Genomic DNA, 25,618 nt, shown 5'->3' with positions numbered 1-25,618 from the left:
TCGTAGGATTGCAACGACGACGTCCCTCGTTAGGTTGTTTCGAAAGGAATTCCGTGCTGCGCACCCATCTCGCCGGCTCGTTGCGAGCCGAGCACGCCGAGCAGACCGTCACCCTCACCGGCTGGGTGGCCCGGCGCCGCGACCACGGCGGGGTGATCTTCATCGACCTGCGCGACGCGTCGGGTGTGTCGCAGGTCGTCTTCCGCGAGGGCGCCGTCCTCGAGCAGGCACACCGTCTGCGCGCCGAGTACTGCATCAAGGTTGTCGGTGTGGTCGAGGTCCGGCCCCAGGGCAACCAGAACTTCGACATCCCCACCGGCGCCGTCGAGGTCGATGCCGCGACGCTCGAGGTTCTCAACGAGGCCGCGCCGCTGCCGTTCCAGCTCGACGACCAGGCCGGCGAGGAGGCCCGCCTGAAGTACCGCTACCTGGACCTGCGGCGCGAGGGCCCGGGCAAGGCGATCCGGCTGCGCAGCAAGGTCAATGCCGCCGCCCGCGCCGTGCTCGCCCACCACAGCTTCGTGGAGGTCGAGACCCCGACGCTGACCCGTTCCACCCCGGAGGGCGCACGCGACTTCGTGGTGCCGGCGCGGCTGCAGCCCGGCAGTTTCTACGCACTGCCGCAGTCGCCGCAGCTGTTCAAACAGCTGCTGATGGCCGGCGGCATCGAGCGGTACTACCAGATCGCCCGCTGCTACCGCGACGAGGACTTCCGCGCCGACCGGCAGCCGGAGTTCACCCAGCTCGACATCGAGATGGCGTTCGTGAGCCAGGACGACGTGATCCTGCTCGCCGAGGAGATCCTGCACGCGCTGTGGCGCCTGGTCGGGCACGAGCTGACCACCCCGATCCCGCGCATGACCTACGCCGACGCGATGCGCCGCTACGGCTCCGACAAGCCCGACCTGCGTTTCGGCCTCGAGCTCGTCGAGTGCAGGGAGTTCTTCAAGGACACCACCTTCCGGGTGTTCCAGGCCGAGTACGTCGGCGCGGTCGTCATGCCCGGCGGCGCGAGCCAGCCGCGGCGCCAGCTCGACGCCTGGCAGGAGTGGGCCAAGCAGCGCGGTGCGAAGGGCTTGGCGTACGTGCTGGTCGGCGAGGACGGGGAGCTGTCCGGCCCGGTCGCGAAGAACCTCACCGACGCCGAGCGGGAGGGCCTGGCCAAGCACGTCGGCGCGCAGCCGGGGGACTGCATCTTCTTCGCCGCCGGCGCCACCAAGCCCATGCGCGCGCTGCTCGGTGCCGCTCGTGGCGAGATCGCCCGCAAGCTCGATCTCATCGATCCCGACGACTGGAAGTTCGTGTGGGTCGTCGACGCCCCGCTGTTCGAGCCGGCCGCCGACGCGACCGCCTCCGGCGACGTTGCGCTCGGCAGCTCCGCGTGGACGGCGGTGCACCACGCCTTCACCTCGCCGATGCCCGAGCACCTCGACACGTTCGACACCGATCCCGGCTCGGCCCTGGCCTACGCCTACGACATCGTGTGCAACGGTCACGAGATCGGCGGCGGCTCGATCCGCATCCACCGCCCCGACATCCAGCAGCGCGTGTTCAAGGTGATGGGCATCTCCGAGGAGGAGGCGAACGAGAAGTTCGGCTTCCTGCTCGAGGCGTTCAAGTACGGCGCGCCGCCGCACGGCGGCATCGCCTTCGGGTGGGACCGCATCACCGCCCTGCTCGCCGGCGCGGACTCGATCCGCGAGGTCATCGCGTTCCCGAAGTCCGGTGGCGGCGTCGACCCGCTGACCGACGCTCCGACGCCGATCACCCCCGAGCAGCGCAAGGAGTCCGGCATCGACTTCAAGCCGGAGCCGAAGAAGGCCGAGAAGTAGGGCATCGACAGGACCGCATCGGCGGCGCCTGCCCACGGGCCGGCGCCGCCGCGGTGTCAGGGGCGGCTGCGCCGCGGTGTCAGGGGCGGCTGCGCCGCGGTGTCAGGGGCGGCTGCACGGTGACACGGCGCGGCTGTGCCGCGGGTGACACGGCGCGGCTGTGCCGCGGGTGACACGGCGCGGCTGCGCCGCGGGTGACACGGGCCGGCGCGCACGACGGGGCGCGGCCTGGCACAGTGACAGCAGGCGCCGGGACGGACGGAGAGGGCGGCAACGGCATGGCCGACGTGGTCGCCACCCAGTCGCTCCGGGCGCGGTACGCCCACCGCGGACCGGAATTCGACGAACTCTTCGACCCCGCGGGCGACATCCGCGACCACTGGGCCGAACTGGCGGAGGGCCTGCAGGCACGTGGCCCCCAGGCGCTGGCTCGCTACCGGCAGCGGGTGCGCCGGCTCGTGGACGACCACGGCATCACCTACACCCCCGTCGACGCCCGCACCGAGGAGACCGGTCCGGCCGCGCCGCACCGGTGGGAACTCGACGGGGTGCCGTTCGTCCTTTCCGCCGATGAGTGGGGCGCCCTCGAGCGGGGCCTGCTGCAGCGCTCACGGCTGCTCGACGCGCTGCTCGCCGACCTGTACGGGACGATGCGCACGCTCCGGGAGGGACTGCTGCCCCCGCAACTGGTGTTCGGCCATCGCGGTTACGTGCGGGCCGCGCACGGGCTCTCGCTCCCCGGGCCGCATCAGCTGTTCTTCCACGCGGTCGACGTCGCCCGTGCCCGCGACGGCCGGTTCCGGGTGGTGCGGGACCACACGCAGGCGCCGTCCGGCGCCGGGTACGCCCTCGCCGACCGGCGGGTGACGGCACGCGCCATGCCCGACCTGTACCAGGCGGCGAACCACGGCCGCTGTCGCCGTTCGTCGAGGCGATGCGGCTCGCGCTGCGCGAGGCCGCACCCGCCGGCGCGGAGGACCCGGTGGTGGTCGTCCTCGGCCCGGGCGCGCACTCCGAGACCGCCTTCGATCAGGCCCACGTGGCGGGCGTCCTCGGGTTCCCGCTGGTCGAGGCCGCCGACCTGGTGGTGCGCGACGGCCGGTTGTGGATGCGCTCGCTCGGCTCGCTCACCCGCGTCGACGTCGTGCTGCGCCGCGTCGACGCCGCCTACGCGGACCCGCTCGACCTGCGGCCGGACTCGCGGCTCGGCGTGGTCGGGCTCGTGGAGGTGGTGCGGCGCGGCGCCGTCACCGTCGTCAACACCCTCGGCAGCGGGGTGCTCGAGAATCCGGCCCTGGCGGAGTTCCTGCCGTCGCTGTGCCGGGCGCTGCTCGACGAGGACATGCTGCTCGAGCCGGTCCCCGCGTACTGGGGCGGCACCCCGGCCGGGGTGGCGGCCCTGACGGAGAGGTTCGAGCGGCTGGTGCTGCGGTCGGCGGTCACCACCCGGTCGGTGATGGTCGGCAGCCTCGACGCGCAACACCGCGAGGGCCTGCTCGCCCAGGTGCGAGCGCAGCCGGGGCGGTGGGTCGGCCAGGAGATTCCCGACCACTCGTACGTCCCGTCGCTGTCCGGATTCTCCGGCGGGCTCGGTGCCGCGCCGGTCGGCGTCCGATTGTTCACCGTCGCCCAGCGGGTCGGATTCACCCCGATGCCCGGTGGGCTCGGCGAGATCGTCGTCCCGGGCGCGACGCCGCGCACGCGGGCGCCGATGCGCGTCGTCGCCAAGGACGTGTGGGTGCGCACCGCCGCGCCCACGGCCACCACCGGCGCGACGAGCGTTCCGGCCGGGGAGGAGGTGTCCACCTTCGCCGTCCCGCCCGTCGACGTCGTCGCCTCGCCGCGCGTGCTCAACGACCTGTTCTGGTTGGGCCGCTACGGCGAGCGTGCCGAGGACACCGCCCGCCTGCTCGTCGCGGTCCGCGAGCGCTACCAGGACTACCGCTTCCGGCCCTGGCTGCCGGGCAGCGAGTGCCTGCCCGTGCTGCTGACGGCGCTCACCGCCGCGGCCCCCGGACCGGCGATCGCGGCGCAGCTCACCGGTGCCGACGTCATGGACGACTACCACTCCGCCACGGCGGAATTCCGCTCCATGGCCGTCGATCCGGAACGGCTCGGCTCGCTCGCCCAGTCGTTCGCCGGACTCGACCAGGCGGCGCGGGCCGTGCGCGACCAGCTCTCCAACGACACGTGGGCGGTGCTCGCCGACGTCCAGCGCGCCCTCGACGCGCTCGCCGAGGACCCCGACGACGACGGCTCCCTGCTCGGCGCCACCCAGTCGGCCGTCCTCGCCGGGATGCTCGCCCTGTCCGGGCTCGGGGCCGAATCGATGGTCCGTGACCTGGGCTGGCACGTGATGGACCTCGGCAAGCGGATCGAGCGGGCGCTGTCGCTGACCACACTGCTGGCGACCACCCTCACCGTCGTCCGCGACGCCGCCACCGACCGGGCGCTGATGGAGACGGTGCTCGGCGCCGCGGAGAGCTCGGTGACCTACCGTCGCCGCAACCACCGGGTGCGCCCGGCCGCCGTCGCGCAGCTGCTGCTGCTCGACACCACCAACCCCCGCTCGCTGGCGTGGGTGCTCGAACGGCTGCGCGAGAACCTGCGGGCGCTGCCCGACGCCTCCGGGTCGACCCCGCCCGAACGCCTCGCCGACGAGCTGCTGACCCGGCTGCGCCGGGTGAACCCGGTCGATCTCGAGACCGCCACCGACGGCGTCCGCCGCGAGCTCGCCGATCTCCTCGCGGCCGTCCACACCGGGCTCGAGCAACTCGCCGAGCAGCTGCTGCGCGGGCCGCTGTCGCTGCCCGGCGGCACCCGGCCGCTGTGGGGCGGCGCCCAGCGGAGGACCCTGCCGTGACCGATCCGTTCGACCCCGCCCTGCGCCGGTACCGCATCGTGCATCGCACCACCTACCGGTACTCCGGCGTGGTGACCTCCTCGTACGGCCGCGGCTACCTGCTGCCCCGTGACACCGACAACCAGCGGGTCGTCTCGGGCAGCGTCACCGTCGACCCCGCCCCGGCCGACACGTCGGTCGGGGCGGACCTGTGGGGCAACCGCGACGTCTACTTCCACGTCGCCGAACCCCACGACACGCTCGTCGTCACCGCGGAGTCCGAGGTCACGGTGACCCCGCCGGATCCGGCACGGTTGGTCGCCGGTCCCGCCGTCGCGCCGTGGGAGTCGGCGCGGCCGGTCGGCACGTCCGGCGCCCTGGCCACCGACTTCGTCCTGGACCTCGACCCGCCCGAGATCGACGCCGAGGTACTCGCCTACGCCGCGCCCACCTTCTCTCCGGGCCGGCCGCTGGTCGAGGCGATCACCGAACTCACCCACCGCATCTTCACCGACTTCGCCTACCACTCCGGATCCACGTCGGTGTCCACGCGCGTCGCCGAGGTCCTGGTCGCGCGCTCCGGCGTGTGCCAGGACTTCGCGCGCCTGGCCCTCGCCTGCCTGCGCGCGCACGGCCTCGCCGCCCGCTACGTGTCCGGTTACCTCGCCACCGATCCGCCCCCCGGACGCGAACGCATGGTGGGTATCGACGCGACGCACGCCTGGGCGGCGGTGTGGCTGCCCGGCGGCACGTGGCTCGCCTTCGACCCGACCAACGACCAGCTCGTGGACGAGCGGTACACCACCGTCGCGTGGGGCCGCGACTACGCCGACGTGCCGCCGCTGCGCGGGGTGATCTACACCGAGGCCAAGGACAGCACCATCGACGTGTCCGTCGACGTGGCGCCGCTCGCGCCCGCCGGCGGCGACAATACCGACCCCGAACGGACAGGAGCGGCCGATGCGTGACTTCTCGTGCCCGATGTGCGGGCAGCAACTGGCCTTCGAGAACTCGGTCTGCCTGCGCTGCGGCAGCGCGATCGGCTTCGACCTCGGCACCGTCTCGATGGTCGCGATCCTGCCCGAGGACGACGCCGACGGTCCGGCCTCCGGTGCGGTGCCCGCCCACCGCTACCGGCTGTGCGACAACCTGCACCTGGCCCGCTGCAACTGGATCGTCGGCCGCGACGAACCCGGCCTGTGCCGGTCGTGCCGGCTCACCCGCACCCGCCCGGCCGACGACGACCCCGAGGCGCTGGCGGCGTTCGCCGATGCGGAGGCCGCCAAGCGCCGGCTGATCGTCGAACTCACCGAACTCGGCCTGCCGCTCACCGGCCGCGACACCGACCCGGACACCGGCCTCGCGTTCGACCTGCTGTCGAGCCGTGACGAGCAGGTCCTCACCGGCCACGCGTCGGGAGTGATCTCCCTCGATCTCGCCGAGGGCGACGACGTGCACCGTGAGCAGCTGCGGATCGAGATGGGCGAGCCGTACCGCACCCTGCTGGGCCACTTCCGGCACGAGATCGGGCACTACTACCAGATGGTCCTGATCGGCACCCCCGCCCTGCGGGCCCGGTTCGAAGCGCTGTTCGGCGACCCCGACGCCGACTACCAGGCGGCGCTGGACCGGCACTACTCCGAGGGGGCGCCCGACGGGTGGGAGGCCGAGTTCGTCTCCTCGTACGCGACGATGCATCCGGCCGAGGACTGGGCCGAGACGTTCGCGCACTATCTGCACATGCGGGACGCGCTGGACACCGCAGCCGGGTTCGGGTTCGCACCCGCCGGCGCCGCCCTGGACCGGCCCCAGCCCGGTCCGGCCGGCTTCGACAAGCTCCTCGAGCGCTGGTTGCCGCTGGCCTGGTCGCTGAACATGGTCAACCGGTCCATGGGTCACGCCGACCTGTATCCGTTCGTGCTGCCCCCGCACGTTTTGGTCAAGATGCGGTTCGTGCACGAACTGATCGTCGCCCGAACCGGGTAGATTGTCAGGCGATGACTGCAACATTGGCGGAGCCCATGTCGGAAGTGGTGGAGGCGGCCGAAAGGCTGCTGACCCGGCGCACCGGCGCACCCGTGACCCTGGCCGATCCGGTGGATCTCGGCGGCAGTGGCCGCTCGGTGGTCCTGCGCGTCCGGGTCGCGGCGAACCCGTTCTCCCTGCCGCGCACCCTGGTGCTCAAGCAGGTGCCCCCGCACGCCGACCGGCGGGTGGGCTTCCGTGGCGCCGCCACCGACGACGAGGTCGCGTTCCTCCGCGAGGCGGTGTCCTACCAGTTCGCCACCGCCCTGGCCAAGGACGACCGGCCGGGCGCCGAACTGCTGGCCTACGACTTCGACTCGCGGCTGCTGGTGCTCAGCGACCTCGGTGACGCGACCCCGATCGCCACGCTGCTGCGCAGCGACGACACCGACACCGTCACCAACACCCTCATGGCGTTCGCCCAGGCCCTCGGCCGGATGCACGCCGCGACCGTCGGGCGCGAGGAGGACTTCGCCGCCCTGCTGCGCCGTGCCGAGGTGGCGCACTTCGCCGACGCCGTCGTCGAGCAGGCCACCAGCGCGCTGCGCGGGCTGCCCGACCGCTTCGCCACCGAGTTCGGCCTCGAGGTGCCGCAGAGCGTGGTCGACCGCGCCGAGCGGGCCGCGAAACTGTTCACCGCCGGCCGGTTCCGGGCCTTCAGCCCCTCGGACCTGTGCCCGGACAACATCGTCGTCGGCGACGAGGGCGTGCAGTTCCTCGACTACGAGTGGGGCGGCTTCCGCGACGCCACTCTCGACATCGCCTACGCCCTGACCTCCTTTCCGGCGTGCCTGTGCAAGGCACCGCTCACGCTCGAGCGGGCCCGCGCGATGGCCGACGCGTGGCGCGCCGAGGTGGTGGGCATGTGGCCCTCGCTCGGCTTCGACGAGGTGCTCGCCGAACGGTTGCTCGACGCGCAGCTCGCATGGGTGTGGCTGAGCACCTACCTGTTCGTCCCCGAGGACCATGCCCGCATCGCGGCAGTGCGCGACCACCACCTGTCCGTGCCGTGGGCCGACGCGCTGCGCAGCCGCTGGGCGCTGCTCGCCGACTTCGCCGCCGACACAGGACACGACGACATCGCCGGGCATGCTCGAGACGTCCTCGAGCGTCTCGAGCAGCGCGTCGGCGACTGACCGCGGTACGCCCCGGCCCGCCTACGGCGCGGTACGCCCCGGCCCGCCTACGGCGCGGTACGTCCGGCCCGCCTAGAGCGCGGTACGCGCGCAGATGGCCTCGACGAACCGGCCCACCTCCGACTCGGACAGATGCGTGGCCAGGTCGGCCTCGCTGATCATGCCGATCAGCCGATGCTCCTCGACCACCGGCAGCCTGCGGATGCGGTGTTCCTCCATCACCGTGAGGACCCGGTCGACGTCCGCGTCCGCGTCGACCACATAGGGCTTGCCCTGGGCGAGCTCACCGGCCGTCATGGAACTCGGGTCGCCGCCCGCGGCCACGCACTCGAGCACGATGTCGCGATCGGTGATGATGCCGTGCAGCCGGTCGTCGTCGCCGCAGATCGGCAACGCGCCGATGTCCAGTTCCCGCATCCGCCGAGCCGCGGTCTCGAGGGTGTCGTGTTCGCCGATGCAGACCGCGTCGCGGTGCATGATGTCGCGTGCAGTGGTCATCACTGCCTCCTCCGTTGAAAACGGTTACTGCACTTCCATTGTCGCGCGCGACGGCGACCGGCGGAAGGGCCGTGGAGGTGCCGCCTCACCCGGCGAAGGCGTGCGTCGCGGCGCGGCCGTCCCAGCCGCCCGCCGGCTCGGCCAACCCGAACAGCGCCGCGACGGTCGGGGCGACGTCGAGGGTGCGCACGGGGTCGGCGACCGTGCGGCCGCGTCGGATACTCGCGTGCCCGCCGGCGACGAAGAACGGGATCTCGACGGTCGCGGCGTGACCGTGATTGCCCGGAATCGGATTCGACAACGGGCTCGGATCGGAGAACCGCCACCCCGCGTCGCACAACGCCACCAGATCACCCGCAACGGCGCCGAGACCCAGATCTGCACCCGCGTACAGCGCGGCCACGCCCGGGACGGCGGCGGCCACCTCCCGCATCCGCGCCACCGCGTCCACCCGGGCTGCCGGATCGCCGACCCAGTACAGCAGGTTCGCCCCGCCGTTCTGGGCGGTGCGCACCGATCCGGCGAGCAGCGGGTCGGCGCCGAGCACGTCGACGAGGCCGATCAGCTGGTCCGGCGCCGACCAGTCCATCCCGTGGTCGGCCAGCACCACCAGCACCGAGCGGTCCCACCGTCCCGTCGCGCGCAGGAACCCCGCGAACCGGGCCACCTGCTCGTCCGCCGAGCGCAGCGCCGCGGTACGCGCGAGCCGCAGCGACGCGCCGAGCACGTCCAGGTGCCCGACGCGGTCCACGTCGCCGAGGTTGGTGAACGTGAACCGCGGCGACCGCTCGTCCACCACGGAGATCAGCGCGTCGACGGTGAACCGGTCCGGCGCGTGTTCGGTGAGCGGCAGCAGCGGCACCGGATCCCACGCCACCGACGCGCGGCCGCCGAACAGGCCGTGCAGGTACCGCTTGGACAGCACGCTCGCGGTCGTCAGCCCCAGCTCGCGGGGCAGCCGGTCGAGCACCGTCCCGGCGCGCAGGTCGGTCGGCCGGTCGAGGTCCCGGGGACGGCCGAGCACCGGGTCGAAGATCGAGTTGGCGGGCACCCCGTTCCGGTGCGGCAGCACACCCGTCATCATCGCCGCGTGGTTCGGTAGCGTCTCGGCCACCGAGATCGCCCGGGCCGCGGTGTACCGGGTGCCGGCGTCGGCGAGCGCGACGAGATGCGGCGTGAGATCCGGCGCGAGCTCGTCCGGGCGCATCCCGTCGACGACGAGGACGTGCACGTCCGCGTCCGGCAGCAGCGCCGACGGCGTCGCGGCCCGGGCCGGAGCGGTGCCGATCGGGGCCGGAGCCGTGCCGATCAGGGCCGCGCCGGTCAGCACCGCCGTGCCGGCGAGCATCGTGCGCCGGTCGATCGCTCCGGCGGATCGCGTCACGGGCGGGCCTGCCGGCCGTGCGCACCCGGATCGAGCGCGGCCGCCGGCTCCAGCCGCGGCGTGCCGGCGGCGACCCGCCGGCTCGTGCCGTACCGCACGCCGGTGCCCGGGTCGGCCGGATCGAGCACGTACAGCCAGTCCATCTGCACCGCCTCGGGTGTCACGTCGAGGACACCGAAGCCGTGCGAATCCAGTTCGACGTACCGGATGTGGTGGTTCGTCGTCAGCACCGCCGCCTCGATCGACGGGGTGACGGTGCGGGGCGCGACGCCCAGCATCTCGTCGATGTTCGCCGAGGTCACGGACGGCACCACCAGTTCGGTGGCCACGGTGCCCGCGCCGGGGTAGTTCGCGGCGTCGACGGGGATGTCGGCGGCCCACGACGAGTGGATGTCGCCGGTGAGGAACACCACGTCGCGGCCGGAGGCACGAATCGCGTCGAGCAGCCGTCGCCGGTCCGCGGGATAGCCGTCCCACTGGTCGACGTTGAACGGTGCCCCCGCCGCGGGAATCCCCGCGACGGCGGTCAGCGCCGCCGTGGTCCGCTCGTCCAGCGGCGGCAGCAGCACCGGGGCGATCATCACCGGGTTCCCGATGAGCTGCCATCGCGTGCGCGAACTCGTCACGCCCGCGGTCAGCCACGCCATCTGCTCCGCGCCGGTGATGGTGCGCGCCGGGTCGTCGATGCGGCGCCCGTTCACCTGCTCGGTGCGATAGCTGCGCAGATCCAGCATCGACAGCTCGGCCAGGTCCCCGAACTGCAGCCGCCGGTACAGCCGGGGCGCGTCGGCGGTGCCGCCCGGCCGGAGGGGCTGCCACTCCAGGTAGGCCTGCAGGGCCGCGGCCCGTCGCGCCGCCCAGGCTCCCTCGACGGCGGGGTCGTGGTTCTGCGCGCCGCCGGACCACGCGTCGTTGGCGCTCTCGTGGTCGTCCCACACCACGATCCACGGCAGCAGCGCGTGCAGCTGCTGCAGGTCGGGGTCGCTCTTGTACTGGCCGTGCCGGATCCGGTAGTCGGCCAGGGTGACGATCTCGTGCCGCGGGTCGTGCGGGCGCACCACCCGGTTGCCGCGGGAGGCGTATTCGCCGGTGCCGTACTCGTACAGGTAGTCGCCGAGGTGCACGACGGCGTCGAGGTCCGGGCGTGCCGCCAGGTGCCGGTAGACGCCGAAGAACCCGGCCTCCCAGTTCGAGCACGAGACCACCGCGAACCGTAGGCGGGCCAGCTCGGCCCCCGGCTCGGGTGCGGTGCGGGTGCGGCCGACCGGGGAGGCCGCGTCGCCGGCGGTGAAGCGGTAGAAGTAGGCGGTGTCCGGCTCGAGGCCCGTCGCATCGACCTTGACCGTGTGGTCGGACGCGGGGGACGTCGTCACGGACCCGGAGGCCACCACGTCGCCGAGGTCGCCGTCGGTGGCGATCTCCCAGCGGACCGTCGTCGCGGCGCCGAGGCCGGAACCGGGCACGGCGTCCGGGGCGGGGGTGACGCGGGTCCACAGGATCACCCGGTCGGGCAGCGGATCGCCGGAGGCCACGCCGTGCGCGAACACGGCGCTCTCCGCCGCGGCGGGAGAGGCGGAGACGGCCGCCAGGGCCGCGGCGCCGAGGGCCACGCCGCCCGCGCGCAGCGCGGTCCGTCGCGACACGACACGGGATTCGGTGAGGGGCACCGGACGATCAGACCAGCGTGCCCCGCGATGAGCAAGTACCGCGACGGAATGTCCCGAACGTTCACGGCCGGTTCACGCGCCGTCGGCCCGACCCGCCGTCGGGCCGGGACGGTAGCTTCGTGGGGTGAGCACCTTCTTCGGAGCGGAGGAACCAGCCGGACCGGACGCCCTGTTCGAGACCCCCCGCCCGACCGAGCCCGACCCCGCACCCGTACCACCGGCGTCGCGCCCGTCCCGCGGTGCCGGACCGAACGCGCCGCTCGCCGCACGCATGCGCCCGGCCGACCTGGGCGAAGTCGTCGGCCAGCAGCACCTGCTCGCCCCCGGTGCGCCGTTGCGCCGGCTCGTCGAGGGCTCCGGCGCCGCGTCCGTCGTGCTCTACGGACCGCCCGGGACCGGCAAGACCACCCTGGCCTCCCTCATCTCCGGTGCCACCGGCCGCCGCTTCGAGGCGCTGTCCGCGCTGTCGGCCGGCGTCAAGGACGTGCGGGCCGTGATCGACCTGGCCCGCCGCCGCCTGAGCGCCGGTGAGCAGACCGTGCTCTTCATCGACGAGGTGCACCGCTTCTCCAAGACCCAGCAGGACGCGCTGCTCGCCGCCGTGGAGAACCGGATCGTGCTGCTGGTGGCGGCCACCACCGAGAATCCGTCGTTCTCCGTCGTCGCCCCGCTGCTGTCCCGCTCGCTGGTGCTGCAGTTGCAGCCGCTGGGCCCGGACGACATCCGGGCCCTGCTCGAGCGGGCCCGCACCGACGAACGCGGTCTCGGCGGCGGCGTGGAGATCACCGACGACGCGCTCGACCACCTGGTGCGGCTCGCGGGCGGAGACGCACGTCGCGCGCTGACCGCGCTCGAGGCGGCGGCCGAGACCGCGCTCGACCGCGGCGGTACGGGCGCGACGATCGACCTGCCGACCGTCGAGTCGAGCATCGACAAGGCCGCGGTGCGCTACGACCGCGACGGCGACCAGCACTACGACGTCGCGAGCGCGTTCATCAAGTCGCTGCGCGGCTCCGACGTCGACGCGGCGCTGCACTATCTCGCGCAGATGATCGTCGCGGGGGAGGACCCGCGGTTCATCGCGCGGCGGCTGATGATCCAGGCCAGCGAGGAGGTCGGCATGGCCGATCCGACCGCGCTGCAGACCGCGACGGCGGCCGCGCAGGTCGTGCAGCTCGTCGGCATGCCCGAGGCGCAGCTCGCCCTGGCGCAGGCCACCATCCACATCGCGACCGCCCCCAAGTCGGGTGCGGTGACCGCCGCGCTCGGCGCCGCGATCGCCGACGTCAAGGCCGGACGGTCCGGGTCGGTGCCGGCGCATCTGCGCGACGGCCACTACGCCGGCGCCCAGCAGCTCGGAAACGCCGTCGGCTACCGCTACCCGCACGACCACCCCGACGGAGTGCTGGCGCAGCAGTACGCGCCCGACGAACTCGTCGGCGTCGACTACTACACCCCGACCGGCCACGGCACCGAGCGCGAGCTGGCGCAGCGGGTGCCCAAGCTGCGCCGGATCGTGCGCGGCGAACGGTAGGGGCACCGCTGAGCCGCAGGTCGCGCCCGGCAGGCGCCGAGCGAATGAGCCATGCTGTCGGACTACGGAGGTGAACGATACATTCGCTCGTCCCCCGGCCGGGGGACGGAGCGGCGCGGGTGGTGAGAACGGCCACCGTCGCCCGCGCGATAAGCTGAACGATGGCCGATTCGCCGTGCCCGCGCGGGTTCGGCAGCCCACACCGTCAGACAAGAGGACCATCGACGTGCAGACCCACGAGATCCGCAGGCGCTTTCTCGACCACTTCGTGAAGGCCGGCCACACCGAGGTGCCCAGCGCGTCGCTGATCCTCGCCGACCCGAACCTGCTGTTCGTCAACGCCGGCATGGTCCCGTTCGTGCCCTACTTCCTCGGCCAGCAGACCCCGCCGTTCAGCACCGCGACATCGGTGCAGAAGTGCGTGCGCACCCTCGACATCGAGGAGGTGGGCATCACCACCCGGCACAACACGTTCTTCCAGATGGCCGGCAACTTCTCGTTCGGCGACTATTTCAAGGAAGAGGCGATAGGCCATGCGTGGTCGCTGCTGACCAGCTCCGCCGAGGACGGCGGCTACGGCATCGATCCCGAGAAGCTCTGGGCGACAGTGTATCTGGACGACGACGAGGCGTACTCGATCTGGCACGACAAGATCGGCGTCCCCGCCGAGCGCATCCAGCGTCGCGGCATGAAGGACAACTACTGGTCCATGGGCATCCCCGGCCCGTGTGGCCCCTGCTCGGAGATCTTCTACGACCGCGGCCCCGAGTACGGCGCCCCGGGCGGTCCCGAGGCCGACGAGGACCGCTACATCGAGATCTGGAATCTCGTGTTCATGCAGAACGAGCGCGGTGAGGGCGGCGCCAAGGAGGGCTACCCGATCCTCGGGCCGCTGCCGAAGAAGAACATCGACACCGGCATGGGCGTCGAGCGCGTCGCGTTCCTGCTCCAGGGCGTCGAGAACGTCTACGAGACCGACCTGCTGCGCCCGGTCATCGACAAGGCCGCCGAGCTGACCGGCAGCGTCTACGGCGCCGACCACGCCTCCGACGTGCGGTTCCGCGTCATCGCCGACCACGCCCGCACCGCCGCGATGCTCATCGTCGACGGCGTCAACCCCGGCAACGACGGTCGCGGCTACGTGCTGCGCCGCCTGCTGCGCCGGATCGTGCGCTCGGCGCGGCTGCTCGGCGCCGACACGCCGACGATGGCCGAGTTCATGGCCGTCGTCCGCGACACCATGAGCCCGTCCTACCCGGAACTGGCCACGGACTTCTCGCGCATCGAGACCGTCGCCGTCGGCGAGGAGACCGCGTTCCTCAAGACCCTGGGCACCGGCAGCAAGCTGTTCGAGGGCGCGGTCGAGACCGCGAAGGCGCAGGGCAAATCCGTCCTCGGCGGCACCGAGGCCTTCACCTTGCACGACACCTACGGATTCCCCATCGACCTGACGCTGGAGATGGCCTCCGAGGCGGGCCTGACCGTCGACGAGGACGGGTTCCGTTCCCTCATGGCCGAGCAGCGCCAGCGCGCGAAGGACGACGCCCGCGCCCGCAAACACGCCCACGCCGACCTGACCGTCTACAAGGAGCTGCTCGACCGGGGCCCGACCGAGTTCACCGGCTTCACCGAGCTGGTGACCGAGGCGACGGTGCTGGCGGTCATCACCGGCGGCGAGCGGCTGCACGCGGCGCAGGCCGGCCAGGAGGTCGAGCTGATCCTCGACCGCAGCCCCCTCTACGCCGAGTCCGGCGGTCAGATCGCCGACGTCGGTTCCATCACCGCCGGCGGCCTGCGCATCAAGGTCAACGACGTCCAGAAGATCGCCAAGCAGCTGTGGGTGCACAAGGTGACCGTGCTCGAGGGACAGGTCACCGAGGGCGACGCCGTGCTCGTGCAGGTCGATCCGTCCTGGCGCAAGGGCGCCACCCAGGGCCACTCGGGTACCCACCTGGTCCACGCCGCGCTGCGTGAGGTCCTCGGCCCCAACGCCGTGCAGGCCGGCTCGCTGAACAAGCCGGGCTACCTGCGGTTCGACTTCTCCTGGCCCGGCGCGCTCAGCGAGCAGCAGAAGACCGACATCGAGGCCGTCACCAACGAGGCCGTCGCCGCGAACTACCCGGTGAACACCTTCGTTACGGACCTGGACAAGGCCAAGAAGATGGGCGCGATGGCGCTCTTCGGCGAGAACTACGGCGACGAGGTCCGCGTCGTGGAGATCGGCGGCCCGTTCTCGATGGAGCTGTGCGGCGGCACCCACGTCGAGCACTCCTCCCACGTCGGCACGGTCACCCTGCTCGGCGAGCAGTCCGTCGGTTCGGGCGTGCGCCGCGTCGAGGCGTACGTCGGCCTGGACTCGTACCGGCACCTGGCCAAGGAGCGGGCGCTGCTCGCGGGTCTCTCCTCGACCCTGAGGGTGCCCTCCGAGGAGGTGCCCGCCCGGGTCGAATCCCTGATCGAGCGGCTGAAGGTGGCCGAGAAGGAGCTCGAACGCACCCGTGCCGCCGCGGTGCTCGCCTCGGCCGGCACCTTCGCCGAGAAGGCGCGGCGCACCGGGGATCTGCTCGTCGTCGCCGAGGCCGCCCCCGAGGGTGTGGCCGGGAACGACCTGCGCAGCCTCGCCTCCGACGTCCGCGGCCGGCTCGGCAGCGAGCCCGCCGTGGTGCTGCTGCTCGGTTCCGCCGACGGCAAGGTGCCGTTCGTCGTCGCCACCACCAAGGCGGCCCAGGCCAGGGGCATCAAGGCCGGCGACCTGGTGTCGAGCTTCGGGCCCGCCATCGGTGGCCGCGGCGGCGGCAAGCCCGACATGGCGCAGGGATCCGGCTCCGATCCGGCCGGGATCCCCGCGGCGTTGACCGCGTTCCGGGCCCGGCTGAGCGAGCTGGCCGGCTGACGGTGGCCGACTTCGCCGGTCCCGACCGTCCGGGCGTCGACGACCCCGGCCGCGGCCGCCGCATCGGCATCGATGTCGGAAGTGTCCGGATCGGGGTCGCCTCGTCCGACCCCGACGGCATCCTGGCCACCCCGGTCGAGACCGTGCCCCGCTCGAAGGAACGCGGGTCCGACGCGCCGGATATCCGGCGCATTGTGGACATCGTCACGGAGTACGAGGCCGTGGAGGTTATCGTCGGACTGCCGCAGACCCTGCGCGGGGAGCCCGGCAAGGCCGCGAAACTGGCCCGTGATTTCGCGGGACGGCTGCGCCGGCGCCTGACCGGGATCCCCGTGCGGATGGCCGACGAACGATTCACGACGGTCACTGCGGCGCGGGCGCTCCGCGAGAGCGGAGTCAGCGCGCGCGGTGCGCGGCCGGTGATCGACCAGGCCGCCGCCGTCGCCATCTTGCAGGGTTGGTTGGACGAGCGGAGTGCAGTTGTGAACGTGGCCGAGGACGGCAAGCCGGGGAGCGGGCAGTGAGCCGGCACGGGCGGTCGGACGACGAGTCCACCGGGGCGGACCACGACGTCCCCGGGGAGCGCTCCGGCTTCGGACCCGCGCAGCAGGACGAGTGGTACCGGCCGCGGCACGGGTCTCCGGGGCCCGAGGTCCCGGAGCCGCCGGCCCCGGCCGGGGCCGGCTACGGCTACGAGCCCCCACCGCATCCGGCCGACGGGCACCCCGGGCATCCCTTCGACGATGCGCCGACCACCGAGCACGTCTACCGGCTCGACGACTACACCCCCGGCGCCCCGTCGCAGCCCGGCCCCCGCCACGACGGGCAGGACCTCGATCCCCACGGCCGGCAGCCCTCCGACGGGCCGGGCCACGAAACCCAGGTCTTCGAGGCCCGGACCTACGAGACGCAGGGCTACGAGCCCCGGGGTTACGACCCGCGCGACCACGACGGGTACGACCCCGAGCCGGGCGCCTACCGGTACGACGACCAGGAGCAGCGGCCGACCTACGACGAATCGGGCTACGACCAGTTCGGCTACGCCGCGGTGGACGACGACCCTCGCGGATACGCCGAGACGCCCGCCGCCGGGCAGGACTGGACCGACTCCGCCGACCGCGCCGCGCCCGAACCCGTCGGGGTGTCGCCGGCCCGCCGGGCCCACGCCCGCTCGGCCCACGCCCGCCGCACTCGCGGCCGGATCGTCGGGATCCTCGCCGTCGCGGCCGTGCTGGTCCTGCTCCTCGGCGGCGGATTCTTCGCCTACCAGAAATTCACCGGCCCCGACCTGCCGCCCGACTACACCGGTGCGGGCGGTCCCGCCGTCGTAGTGCAGGTGCACCCGGGCGACACGGCCGAGCAGATCGGTGCCGCGTTCAAGGAGGCGGACATCGTCGCCAGTTCCGATGCCTTCTACAACGCCGCCGTCCAGAACCCCGGCATGAACTCGCTGCAGCCAGGCTTCTACTCGCTCGCCAGCCGGCTTCCCGCCCGCGAGGCCGTCGCCGCCCTGGTCGACCCCGCGAACCGGGTGGGCGCGGTGGTGATCTCCGAGGGCCGGCAGCTGCACGACATCCGCGACGTCAACACCGGCGCGGTGCGAAAGGGCATCTACACCCTCATCGCGGAGGCCAGCTGCCTCGACCGCGACGGGCAGCGCACCTGCCTGACGTACGAGGAGCTCGACGCGGCCGGCGCCAGCACCGACCTCGCCGGGCTCGGCGTGCCGGAATGGGCGCGGGGCGCGGTCACGAACGTGCCGGACCGCAACCGTCAGCTCGAGGGACTCATCGCGGCGGGCCGCTGGGACTTCGACCCCAGTGCCGGGGCCGCCGAGATCCTGCGCTATCTCGTCTCCACCAGCGCGCAGCGCTACGACGAGACGGGCATCACCCAGGCCGCGGCGAAGGTCGGGCTGACCCCGTACGAGATGCTCGTCGCCGCGTCCCTCGTCGAACGCGAGGCGCTGCCGGACGATTTCGCGAAGGTCGCGCGGGTGATCCTCAACCGCCTGAAGATCGGGCAGCCGCTGCAGTTCGACTCGACGGTCAACTACGCCCTCGACGAAACCGAGCTGGCGACCACCGACGCCGACCGGGCGCAGGTCACCCCCTGGAACACGTACGCGAGCCCCGGACTGCCCGCCACGCCGATCTCGTCGCCGAGCATCGAGGCGCTGCAGGCCGTGGAGAACCCGGAGGCGGGGGACTGGACGTACTTCGTGACCATCGACGCCCAGGGCACGACCCTGTTCACCAACAGCTACGACGAACACCTGACGAACACGCAGCAGGCTCTGGAAAGCGGAATCCTCGACAGTGGCAGATGACATCGTGACCGGCGGCCGCAAGGCCGCGGTCCTCGGCAGCCCCATCGCGCATTCGAAGTCCCCGCTGTTGCACCTGGCAGCCTACCGGGCGCTGGGACTGACGGACTGGACGTACGAGCGCATCGAATGCACCGGCGAGCAGCTGCCGGCCCTTGTGGCGGGGCTCGGCCCCGAGTGGGTCGGGGTGTCGGTGACGATGCCCGGCAAGTTCGCGGCGCTCGAGTTCGCCACCGAGCGCACCGACCGGGCGGTGCTGATCGGCTCGGCGAACACCCTGGTGCGGACCGCGGACGGCTGGCGGGCCGACTGTACCGACGTCGACGGCGTCACCGGCGCGCTGCGCGCCGCCGGCGTCGGGGATCTGACCGGCGCCTCGGCGGTGGTGGTCGGGGCCGGCGGGACCGCGCGCCCGGCCCTCGTGGGGCTCGCCGAGCTCGGGGTCGCGTCGGTGACCGTCGTCGCCCGTAGCGAGGCCCGGGCCGCCGAGACGTTCGACTGCGCCGAGGCGGTGGGCACGAAGCCGCGCTGGCTGCCGTTCGACGCCCCGGAACTCGGGGAGGTGTGCGCGGCCGCGGGCGCGCTGGTGAGCACCGTGCCGGCGGCAGCGGCCGCGCCCTGCGCGCAGCAGCTCGGTCGCGCGCCGTTCGTCCTCGACGCGATCTACGACCCGTGGCCCACGCCACTCGCCGAGGCCGCCGCGGCGCACGGCTCGGTCGTCGTGAGTGGCCTGCAGATGCTGCTGCACCAGGCGTTCGGCCAGGTCGAGCAGTTCACCGGTCGGCCCGCCCCGCGGGCGGCGATGGCGGCGGCCGTCGCCGGCTGACCGATCGGTATGTGCTACCGTCCGGTTGCACATCGCCCGGGTAGGTGCAACCATGAAGTTGCATGTCATCGGACGAGGAGGCTCCCATGGACACGCAGGATCGCATCGAACGGGAGATCCGCATCGAGGCGCCCGCCGCACGGGTGTGGCAGCTCGTCGCCCGGCCCGGCTGGTGGATCGGCGACGGCGACCGTTCCGGGCACACTGTCACCACCGACGGCGACCTGATCGTCGTCCACGACCCGCGGTACGGGAACTTCCCGATGTACCGGGTGGCGTCCGACGAGCCCCGGTACCTCGCGTACCGCTGCTCGGCGGTGATCGACGAGCCGCCCCGTGACGGCGCCACCACTCTCGTCGAGTTCTTCCTCACCGAGGTCGGCGGCGGCACCGTCCTGCGTGTCGTCGAGAGCGGATTCGGCGCCCTGGACCGGACCCCCGAACAGCGCCGCGAGGCGTTCGAGGGCAACACCGATGGCTGGCGGCAGCAGCTCGACATCGCCAAACGGGACGTCGAGAGTGCCTGACCCCGCCGATTCCGCTGTCGGCGCGGTGCTCGCGGCGCTGGCCGACCCGACCCGCCGGCTCCTCCTCGGCTCACTCGCCGAACTGGGGAGGGCCAGCGCCACCACGCTCGCCGGGCGGGTCCCGGTCTCGCGCCAGGCCGTGGTCAAGCAACTCCAGATCCTCGAGACCGCGGGCCTGGTCGACGCCGCCCGCGCCGGGCGGGAGGTGCTCTACACCCCGCGCCCCGAGACCCTGGACGGCTCGGCCCGGTGGCTCGCCGAGTTGGCCGACGCCTGGGACCGCCGGCTCGGGGCGGTGAAGCGCGCCGCCGAAGAGGGCCGGCCCTCCCGCTGACCGGCGGAGGAAAAAAAATTCCGCGCCGGATGTCGATCCACGCGCCGGCCGTTCGTGTACAGGTTGGATCACCGGCACCGGGCCGGGGACCGCCACCGCGAGGAGGATCGGCCATGACCCAGTACCTGCTGAGCATCTACCAGCCCGACGGTGACCCGCCGCCGCCGGAGTTCCTCGACCCGATCATGCGCGACGTCGAGGCCGTCGATGCCGAGATGCGTGCCGCGGGCGCCTGGGTGTTCGCCGGGGGCCTGCACCCCCCGGGCACCGCCACGGTGCTCCGGCTCGAGGGCGACGGCATCCTCACCACCGACGGCCCGTATCTCGAGGGCAAGGAGCACATCGGCGGGTTCACCGTGATCGAGGCGCCCGATCTCGACGCCGCGCTCGAGTGGGGCCGCAAGCTCGCCCGCGCGATCACGCTGCCGATCGAGGTGCGGCCGCTGCAGGGCGGGCACTGCGGGTGACGCGTCCGTGCCCGGGGTGACGGACGCGGAGATCGCGCGCGTGTTCCGCGCCGAACACGGCCGTGCGGTCGCCGCGCTCGTCCGCGCCTTCGGGGACATCGACCTGGCCGAGGAGTCCGTGCAGGACGCGTTCGCCGTCGCCGTCGCCCGGTGGCCGGCCGACGGGCTGCCGCCGAGCCCGGCCGGCTGGATCGTCACCACCGCCCGGCGCCGCGCGATCGACCGGATCCGCCGGGAGAAGGCCCGCGCCGGCAAGCACGCCGAGGCCGCCCGGCTGCACGAGTCCGGGAACACCGCCGGTGCCGCCGACGGCGAGGAGACCGTCGTGCCCGACGACCGGCTGCGCCTGATCTTCACGTGTTGCCATCCCGCGCTGGCGCCCGCCGCCCGCGTCGCCCTCACGCTGCGGTTGCTCGGCGGCCTGACCACGGCCGAGATCGCCCGCGCCTTCCTCGTCCCGGAGACGACGATGGCGCAGCGGCTGGTGCGCGCCAAGGGCAAGATCCGCGACGCCCGCATCCCGTACCGCGTCCCGGACCCCGGTGAGTTACCCGCCCGCCTCGGCTCCGTGCTCGCCGTCGTGTATCTCGTCTTCACCGAGGGGCACACCGCGGCCGGTGGGGGCCGGCTGGTCCGCGACGACCTGTGCGCCGAGGCGATCCGGCTCGCCCGCCTGCTGGCCGAGCTGATGCCCGACGAACCCGAGATACTGGGCCTGCTCGCCCTGCTGCTGCTCGCCGACGCGCGACGACCGGCCCGCACGAACGCCGACGGGGATCTGGTGCCCCTCGCCGAGCAGGACCGCAGGCTGTGGGACCGCGACCGGATCGCCGAGGGACAGGCCCTCGTCCGGCGCTGCCTGCGGCTCGGGCGGCCCGGCCCGTACCAGATCCAGGCCGCGATAGCCGCCGTCCACAGCGACGCCCTCACGGTCGAGACGACCGACTGGCGGCAGGTCGTCGCGCTCTACGATCAGCTGCTCGTCGTCGCACCCACCCCGGTCACCGCCCTGCACCGGGCGGTCGCGGTGGCCGAGGTCGACGGCCCCGCCGCGGGTCTCGCGCTCGTCGACGCCCTCGACCTGGATCGCTACCACCTGTTCCACGCGGTGCGCGCCGATCTGCTCGGCCGGCTCGGCCGTATCCCGGAGGCCGTCGCGGCGTACGACGCGGCGCTCGCGCGGACCGCCAACGCCGCCGAGCGCGGCTTCCTGCGGCGCCGGCGCGCCGAGCTCAGCTGACCGACGGCTCCTCCGCCTGCGGCCCGGTCCGGCCGTTCTGCCACGGCCACCGGCCGGAGATCTCGAGCTGCAGGGACCAGCTCAGGAAGGTCCGGATGAGGACGATGATCGCCAGTACCCCCACCGAGGTGAAGGTGGGGGTGACGGCCACCGTCTTGATGATGTCCGCGGCCACCAGGAATTCGAGGCCGAGCAGGATCGACCGCCCCAGATCGCGCCGGTAGCGTTCGTAGATCGGCGCGGCGGCGGAGCGGCGCCAGGACCGCACGGCGATCCAGCTCGCCACCGCCGCACCGACGACGATCACCGCCACCCCGACCACGTCGACGGCGCCGCCGACGGTCTCGAGAACGCGGGACAGCTCCATGCGAACCTCCGGGGTGCGGACGGGACGATTCGGTCATGCTCGCAGGTCCGGCCCGATCCGTCCCGGCAACGAGTTTGTCCACACCCGGCCCGTCCATCCACAGATTCCGCCCGCGGGCGACGAGATCGCCGTGCCGGCGCCGTGCGCGCGGCAGGCTGCCGCCATGACCGTATTGCTGTTCGCCGTGCTCGGCGCCGCGGCCGGCGCCGGCGCGCGCCGGCTCGTCGCCCGCCTCGCCGAGCGCCGCCCACCGCGCGGGGTGTGTGAGGCTGCCGGCGCGGCCGGTGGCGCCGTGGCCGTGCTCGCCACCGCCACGGCGCCGGGTGCGGCCGCCGTCGCGGCGCTGATCTGGTGGTGCGTGTGCCTGAGCGCGGCCGACCTGTTGGCGCGGCGGCTGCCGAACGTCCTGACGGTGCCGGGCGCCGCCGTCGTCCTCGCGGTCGCCGCAGGAGCGGGACACGCGGCCTCTGCCTTCGCCGGGGCGCTGCTGCTGGCCGGGCCGTACCTGCTCGCCCATCTGGCCGCCCCGGGAAGTCTCGGCGCGGGTGACGTGAAGCTCGCCGCCGGGCTGGGGGCGGCCGCGGGCGCGAGCGGCGCGGCGGCGTGGACGACGGCCGCCCTGCTGCCGCCGCTGCTCACCGCCGCGGCGGGCGCCGTGGTCGTCGGCGTGGGTTGGGTACGGGCACAGCGTCGCCCGCGCGGTGTGGTGCTGCCGCACGGGCCGTCGATGTGCGCGGCGGCCGTCGCCGCGGTCCTGGCGGCGGCTTGACCGGGGCGGCGTCCTGCCGGTGGCGGCGCACGTGGAAGGATGGGTCTGTGCTGCGCTGGATAACTGCTGGAGAGTCCCATGGTCCCGCCCTCGTCGCGATGCTCGAGGGGATGGTCGCCGGCGTCGAGGTGACGTCGAGCGACATCTCGGAGCAGCTCGCGCGGCGGCGCCTCGGTTACGGCCGCGGCGCGCGCATGAAGTTCGAGGCCGACAAGGTCACCGTCCTCGGCGGCGTCCGGCACGGTCACACCCTCGGCGGCCCGGTGGCCATCGAGATCGGCAACACCGAGTGGCCCAAGTGGGAGACCATCATGTCTGCCGACCCGGTGGACGCCGAACTGCTCGCCGGGCAGGCCCGCAACGCGCCGCTGACCCGTCCGCGCCCCGGCCACGCCGACTACTCCGGCATGCTCAAGTACGGCTTCGACGACGCCCGGCCCGTACTCGAGCGGGCCAGCGCCCGGGAGACTGCGGCCCGCGTCGCCGCCGGCACCGTGGCCCGCAACTTCCTGCGCCAGGCGTTCGGCGCCGAGGTCGTCTCGCACGTGATCTCCATCGGCGCGTCCGAACCCTACGTGGGTGTGGAGCCGACCGGGGCCGACCTCGCCGCCATCGACGCCAGCCCGGTGCGTGCCTTCGACAAGTCGGCCGAGGAGTCGATGATCGCCGAGATCGAGGCCGCCAAGCGCGACGGGGACACCCTCGGCGGCGTCGTCGAGGTCGTGGTGCACGGCCTGCCCGTCGGTCTCGGCTCGTTCATCAGCGGCGCCGACCGGCTCGACGCCCGGCTGGCCGCGGCCCTCATGGGCATCCAGGCCATCAAGGGCGTCGAGGTCGGCGACGGCTTCGAGACCGCCCGCCGCCGCGGCAGCGTCGCCCACGACGAGATGCGGCCCGGCCCCGACGGCGTGCTCCGCTCGACCAACCGGGCCGGCGGCCTCGAGGGCGGGATGACCAACGGCGAGGCGCTGCGGGTGCGGGCCGCGATGAAGCCCATCTCCACCGTGCCGCGCGCCCTCGCCACCGTCGACATGTCCTCCGGCGAGGAGGCCGTCGCGATCCACCAGCGCTCCGACGTGTGCGCCGTGCCCGCGGCCGGCGTCGTGGCCGAGGCGATGGTGGCGCTCGTCGTGGCGCAGGCCGCGCTCGAGAAGTTCGGGGGCGACTCGATCGACGAGACCCGCACCAACGTCCGCAACTACCTCGAGGCCGTCGCGGCCCGGGTGCCACGGTGACGACATGACGCCACGCGCAGTTCTGATCGGGCCGCCCGGGGCCGGCAAGTCGACCATCGGCCGCCGGCTCGCCCAGGCCCTCGACCTGCCGTTGCTCGACACCGACGCCGAGATCGAGCGCACCACCGGGCGCACGATCCCGGAAATCTTCGGCACCGACGGCGAACCGGAGTTCCGGCGGATCGAGGAAGAGGTGGTGGCCGACGCGCTCGCCCGTCACGACGGGATCGTCTCGCTCGGCGGCGGCGCGATCCTGTCCGAGCGCACCCGTGCCCTGCTCGAGGGGAGGACGGTGATCTACCTCGAGATCAGCGTCGCCGAGGGCCTGCGCCGCACCGGGACCAACACCACGCGGCCGCTGCTCGCGGGGGCGGATCCCGCGGCGAAGTACCGGGAGCTGATGCGCCGGCGCCGCCCGCTGTACCGGCAGGCGGCCACCATCCGGGTGCGCACCGACGGGCGCAGCCCCGGCCGCGTGGTGCAGCAGGTCCTTGCCAAGCTGGAGGCGCAGACGGATCTGGCCGCCACCGGTGCCCACCCGTCCGCTGCCAGCAGGACCAGTACAGAGAATCGGAGCAATCAACCGTGACCGAACCGGTACGCGTCGACGTCCAGACCGCCCAGCCCTACCCGGTGATCATCGGTCGAGGCCTGCTCGGTGAGCTCGTCGACGAACTCACCGGCACCCGCACCGTCGCGATCCTGCACCAGCCGCCGCTCGCGGAGACCGCCGAGGCGGTGCGCACCGCGTTGGCGGAGAAGGGGATCGACGCCCACCGGGTCGAGATCCCCGACGCCGAGGACGGCAAGGACCTCGCCGTCGCGGGATTCTGCTGGGAGGTGCTCGGGCGCATCGGGCTGACCCGCAGCGACGCGATCGTCAGTCTCGGCGGGGGAGCGGCCACCGACCTGGCCGGGTTCGTCGCCGCGACGTGGATGCGCGGGGTGCGGATCGTGCACGTGCCCACCACGCTGCTCGCGATGGTCGACGCCGCGGTCGGCGGCAAGACCGGCATCAACACCGACGCCGGCAAGAATCTCGTCGGCGCCTTCCACGAGCCGTCCGCGGTGCTCGTCGACCTCGCGACACTCGAGACGGTGCCGCGCAACGAGATCGTCGCCGGCCTCGCCGAGGTCGTCAAGACCGGCTTCATCGCCGACCCGAAGATCCTCGAGCTGATCGAGGCCGACCCGGAGGCCGCGCTCGACCCGGCGGGAACGGTGCTGCCCGAACTGATCCGACGCTCGATCGAGGTCAAGGCGAAGGTCGTCGCCGCGGACCTCAAGGAGTCGAGCCTGCGCGAGATCCTCAACTACGGGCACACCCTCGGCCACGCCATCGAACGGCGCGAACGTTACCGGTGGCGTCACGGCGCCGCCGTCGCGGTCGGCCTGGTCTTCGCCGCCGAGCTGGGCCGCCTCGCGGGGCGCCTGGACGACGCCACCGCCGACCGGCACCGCAGCATCCTCGAGCTCGTCGGGCTGCCCACGACCTACGACGCCGACGCCTTCCCGCAGTTGCTCGAGGGCATGCAGTCCGACAAGAAGAACCGCGCGGGCATGCTCCGGTTCGTCGTCCTCGACGGCCTCGCCAAGCCCGGCAGGCTCGAGGGACCGGATCCGTCGCTGCTCGCGGCCGCGTACTCGGCCGTCGCACGGGAGGGTACCGCCGACCCGGGCACCGTGCTCCTGTGATCTGCTGAGCCCCGGGCCGGC

Annotated in this window: 21 protein-coding genes and 1 pseudogene; 18 read left to right on the top strand and 4 right to left on the bottom strand. The window is 73.1% G+C overall.

From position 1 onward, the window contains the following. Positions 1–53: 53 nt before the first annotated feature. The 5 genes and pseudogenes from aspS to G6038_RS01320 all read left to right on the top strand — a co-directional run bounded on the left by aspS (position 54) and on the right by G6038_RS01320 (position 7,835). A complete protein-coding gene (gene aspS, locus G6038_RS01340; RefSeq protein WP_165035531.1) occupies positions 54–1,832 on the top strand; it encodes an aspartate--tRNA ligase in 1,779 nt (592 codons plus the stop codon). Between the two features lie 278 nt (positions 1,833–2,110). Continuing rightward, positions 2,111–4,695: pseudogene (locus tag G6038_RS01335) on the top strand (circularly permuted type 2 ATP-grasp protein). Next, positions 4,692–5,642 (top strand): transglutaminase family protein, encoded by a 951-nt coding sequence (locus G6038_RS01330; protein ID WP_165035530.1) that lies wholly within the window; start codon positions 4,692–4,694, stop codon positions 5,640–5,642. The pseudogene G6038_RS01335 and the gene G6038_RS01330 overlap by 4 nt, the downstream one beginning before the upstream one ends. Beyond that, positions 5,635–6,660, top strand: a complete 1,026-nt coding sequence (locus G6038_RS01325) for a putative zinc-binding metallopeptidase (protein ID WP_165035529.1) — start codon at positions 5,635–5,637, stop codon at positions 6,658–6,660. The genes G6038_RS01330 and G6038_RS01325 overlap by 8 nt, the downstream gene beginning before the upstream one ends. Before the next feature lie 35 nt (positions 6,661–6,695). Beyond that, the gene (locus tag G6038_RS01320) at positions 6,696–7,835 is read left to right on the top strand and encodes a kinase (RefSeq protein WP_165035678.1); all 1,140 of its coding nucleotides are present in this window, start codon (positions 6,696–6,698) and stop codon (positions 7,833–7,835) included. Positions 7,836–7,907: 72 nt separating this feature from the next. Here G6038_RS01320 and G6038_RS01315 read toward each other — a convergent pair whose 3' ends face one another. From G6038_RS01315 to G6038_RS01305, 3 genes are all read right to left on the bottom strand, one after another. After that, positions 7,908–8,333: a CBS domain-containing protein gene (locus tag G6038_RS01315; protein ID WP_165035528.1), complete on the bottom strand. Its 426-nt coding sequence runs from the start codon at positions 8,331–8,333 to the stop codon at positions 7,908–7,910. 85 nt (positions 8,334–8,418) lie between these two features. Beyond that, positions 8,419–9,717 carry a nucleotide pyrophosphatase/phosphodiesterase family protein gene (locus G6038_RS01310; RefSeq protein ID WP_346772719.1) on the bottom strand — a complete coding sequence of 433 codons (1,299 nt, stop codon included), beginning with the start codon at positions 9,715–9,717 and terminating at the stop codon, positions 8,419–8,421. Beyond that, on the bottom strand, positions 9,714–11,360 hold the full coding sequence (locus G6038_RS01305; protein ID WP_165035676.1) for an alkaline phosphatase D family protein: 1,647 nt from the start codon (positions 11,358–11,360) through the stop codon (positions 9,714–9,716). The genes G6038_RS01310 and G6038_RS01305 overlap by 4 nt, the downstream gene beginning before the upstream one ends. Before the next feature lie 148 nt (positions 11,361–11,508). Between G6038_RS01305 and G6038_RS01300 the strand changes: the two genes are divergently transcribed. The 9 genes from G6038_RS01300 (at position 11,509) to G6038_RS01260 (ending at position 21,531) form a co-directional block, all read left to right on the top strand. After that, entirely contained in the window at positions 11,509–12,918 is a 1,410-nt protein-coding gene (locus G6038_RS01300; RefSeq protein ID WP_165035527.1) for a replication-associated recombination protein A, read from the top strand. A 226-nt stretch (positions 12,919–13,144) separates the two neighbouring features. Next, positions 13,145–15,811 carry an alanine--tRNA ligase gene (gene alaS, locus G6038_RS01295; RefSeq protein ID WP_165035526.1) on the top strand — a complete coding sequence of 889 codons (2,667 nt, stop codon included), beginning with the start codon at positions 13,145–13,147 and terminating at the stop codon, positions 15,809–15,811. A gap of 2 nt (positions 15,812–15,813) precedes the next feature. Continuing rightward, entirely contained in the window at positions 15,814–16,335 is a 522-nt protein-coding gene (gene ruvX / locus G6038_RS01290) for a Holliday junction resolvase RuvX (RefSeq protein ID WP_006947015.1), read from the top strand. Beyond that, positions 16,332–18,140, top strand: coding sequence for an endolytic transglycosylase MltG (gene mltG / locus G6038_RS01285; RefSeq protein ID WP_165035525.1), 1,809 nt, complete (start codon positions 16,332–16,334; stop codon positions 18,138–18,140). The genes ruvX and mltG overlap by 4 nt, the downstream gene beginning before the upstream one ends. Continuing rightward, positions 18,130–18,963: a shikimate dehydrogenase gene (locus tag G6038_RS01280; RefSeq protein ID WP_165035524.1), complete on the top strand. Its 834-nt coding sequence runs from the start codon at positions 18,130–18,132 to the stop codon at positions 18,961–18,963. The genes mltG and G6038_RS01280 overlap by 11 nt, the downstream gene beginning before the upstream one ends. A gap of 86 nt (positions 18,964–19,049) precedes the next feature. Further along, on the top strand, positions 19,050–19,490 hold the full coding sequence (locus G6038_RS01275; RefSeq protein ID WP_165035523.1) for an SRPBCC domain-containing protein: 441 nt from the start codon (positions 19,050–19,052) through the stop codon (positions 19,488–19,490). After that, positions 19,483–19,824 (top strand): metalloregulator ArsR/SmtB family transcription factor, encoded by a 342-nt coding sequence (locus tag G6038_RS01270; RefSeq protein ID WP_165035522.1) that lies wholly within the window; start codon positions 19,483–19,485, stop codon positions 19,822–19,824. The genes G6038_RS01275 and G6038_RS01270 overlap by 8 nt, the downstream gene beginning before the upstream one ends. Positions 19,825–19,937: 113 nt before the next feature. After that, the gene (locus tag G6038_RS01265; protein WP_165035521.1) at positions 19,938–20,291 is read left to right on the top strand and encodes a YciI family protein; all 354 of its coding nucleotides are present in this window, start codon (positions 19,938–19,940) and stop codon (positions 20,289–20,291) included. A 7-nt stretch (positions 20,292–20,298) separates the two neighbouring features. Beyond that, complete coding sequence (locus tag G6038_RS01260) at positions 20,299–21,531, top strand: sigma-70 family RNA polymerase sigma factor (protein ID WP_165035520.1); 1,233 nt, start codon at positions 20,299–20,301, stop codon at positions 21,529–21,531. On the opposite strand, the gene G6038_RS01255 is transcribed toward G6038_RS01260, so the two are convergent. Further along, positions 21,524–21,898, bottom strand: a complete 375-nt coding sequence (locus G6038_RS01255; protein WP_165035519.1) for a DUF1622 domain-containing protein — start codon at positions 21,896–21,898, stop codon at positions 21,524–21,526. The two genes, G6038_RS01260 and G6038_RS01255, sit on opposite strands and share 8 nt — an antisense overlap. A 163-nt stretch (positions 21,899–22,061) precedes the next feature. Here G6038_RS01255 and G6038_RS01250 point away from each other — a divergent pair, with 163 nt between their 5' ends. The 4 genes from G6038_RS01250 to aroB are packed head-to-tail and all read left to right on the top strand — an operon-like array spanning position 22,062 to position 25,597. Next, the gene (locus G6038_RS01250; RefSeq protein WP_165035518.1) at positions 22,062–22,667 is read left to right on the top strand and encodes a prepilin peptidase; all 606 of its coding nucleotides are present in this window, start codon (positions 22,062–22,064) and stop codon (positions 22,665–22,667) included. A 47-nt stretch (positions 22,668–22,714) separates the two neighbouring features. Next, a complete protein-coding gene (gene aroC, locus G6038_RS01245) occupies positions 22,715–23,902 on the top strand; it encodes a chorismate synthase (protein ID WP_165035517.1) in 1,188 nt (395 codons plus the stop codon). A gap of 4 nt (positions 23,903–23,906) precedes the next feature. After that, the gene (locus G6038_RS01240) at positions 23,907–24,491 is read left to right on the top strand and encodes a shikimate kinase (RefSeq protein WP_165035516.1); all 585 of its coding nucleotides are present in this window, start codon (positions 23,907–23,909) and stop codon (positions 24,489–24,491) included. Continuing rightward, on the top strand, positions 24,488–25,597 hold the full coding sequence (aroB, locus tag G6038_RS01235; RefSeq protein ID WP_006947002.1) for a 3-dehydroquinate synthase: 1,110 nt from the start codon (positions 24,488–24,490) through the stop codon (positions 25,595–25,597). Before G6038_RS01240 ends, aroB begins: the two co-directional genes overlap by 4 nt. Positions 25,598–25,618: the final 21 nt, after the last annotated feature.

The sequence above is a fragment of the Rhodococcus sp. 14C212 genome, assembly GCF_011058195.1.
In the GTDB taxonomy this organism is placed as follows: Bacteria; Actinomycetota; Actinomycetes; order Mycobacteriales; family Mycobacteriaceae; genus Rhodococcus; species Rhodococcus aetherivorans.
This window is presented reverse-complemented; position numbering and strand designations above follow the sequence as displayed.

What these genes read in the sequence shown, in the direction of transcription:
- G6038_RS01255 (WP_165035519.1), bottom strand. Translation starts at nt 21,898, where the DNA reads ATGGAGCTGTCCCGCGTTCTCGAGACCGTCGGCGGCGCCGTCGACGTG.
- G6038_RS01240 (WP_165035516.1), top strand. Translation starts at nt 23,907, where the DNA reads ATGACGCCACGCGCAGTTCTGATCGGGCCGCCCGGGGCCGGCAAGTCG.
- G6038_RS01320 (WP_165035678.1), top strand. Translation starts at nt 6,696, where the DNA reads ATGTCGGAAGTGGTGGAGGCGGCCGAAAGGCTGCTGACCCGGCGCACC.
- G6038_RS01315 (WP_165035528.1), bottom strand. Translation starts at nt 8,333, where the DNA reads ATGACCACTGCACGCGACATCATGCACCGCGACGCGGTCTGCATCGGC.
- G6038_RS01265 (WP_165035521.1), top strand. Translation starts at nt 19,938, where the DNA reads ATGACCCAGTACCTGCTGAGCATCTACCAGCCCGACGGTGACCCGCCG.
- G6038_RS01275 (WP_165035523.1), top strand. Translation starts at nt 19,050, where the DNA reads ATGGACACGCAGGATCGCATCGAACGGGAGATCCGCATCGAGGCGCCC.
- G6038_RS01250 (WP_165035518.1), top strand. Translation starts at nt 22,062, where the DNA reads ATGACCGTATTGCTGTTCGCCGTGCTCGGCGCCGCGGCCGGCGCCGGC.
- G6038_RS01325 (WP_165035529.1), top strand. Translation starts at nt 5,635, where the DNA reads ATGCGTGACTTCTCGTGCCCGATGTGCGGGCAGCAACTGGCCTTCGAG.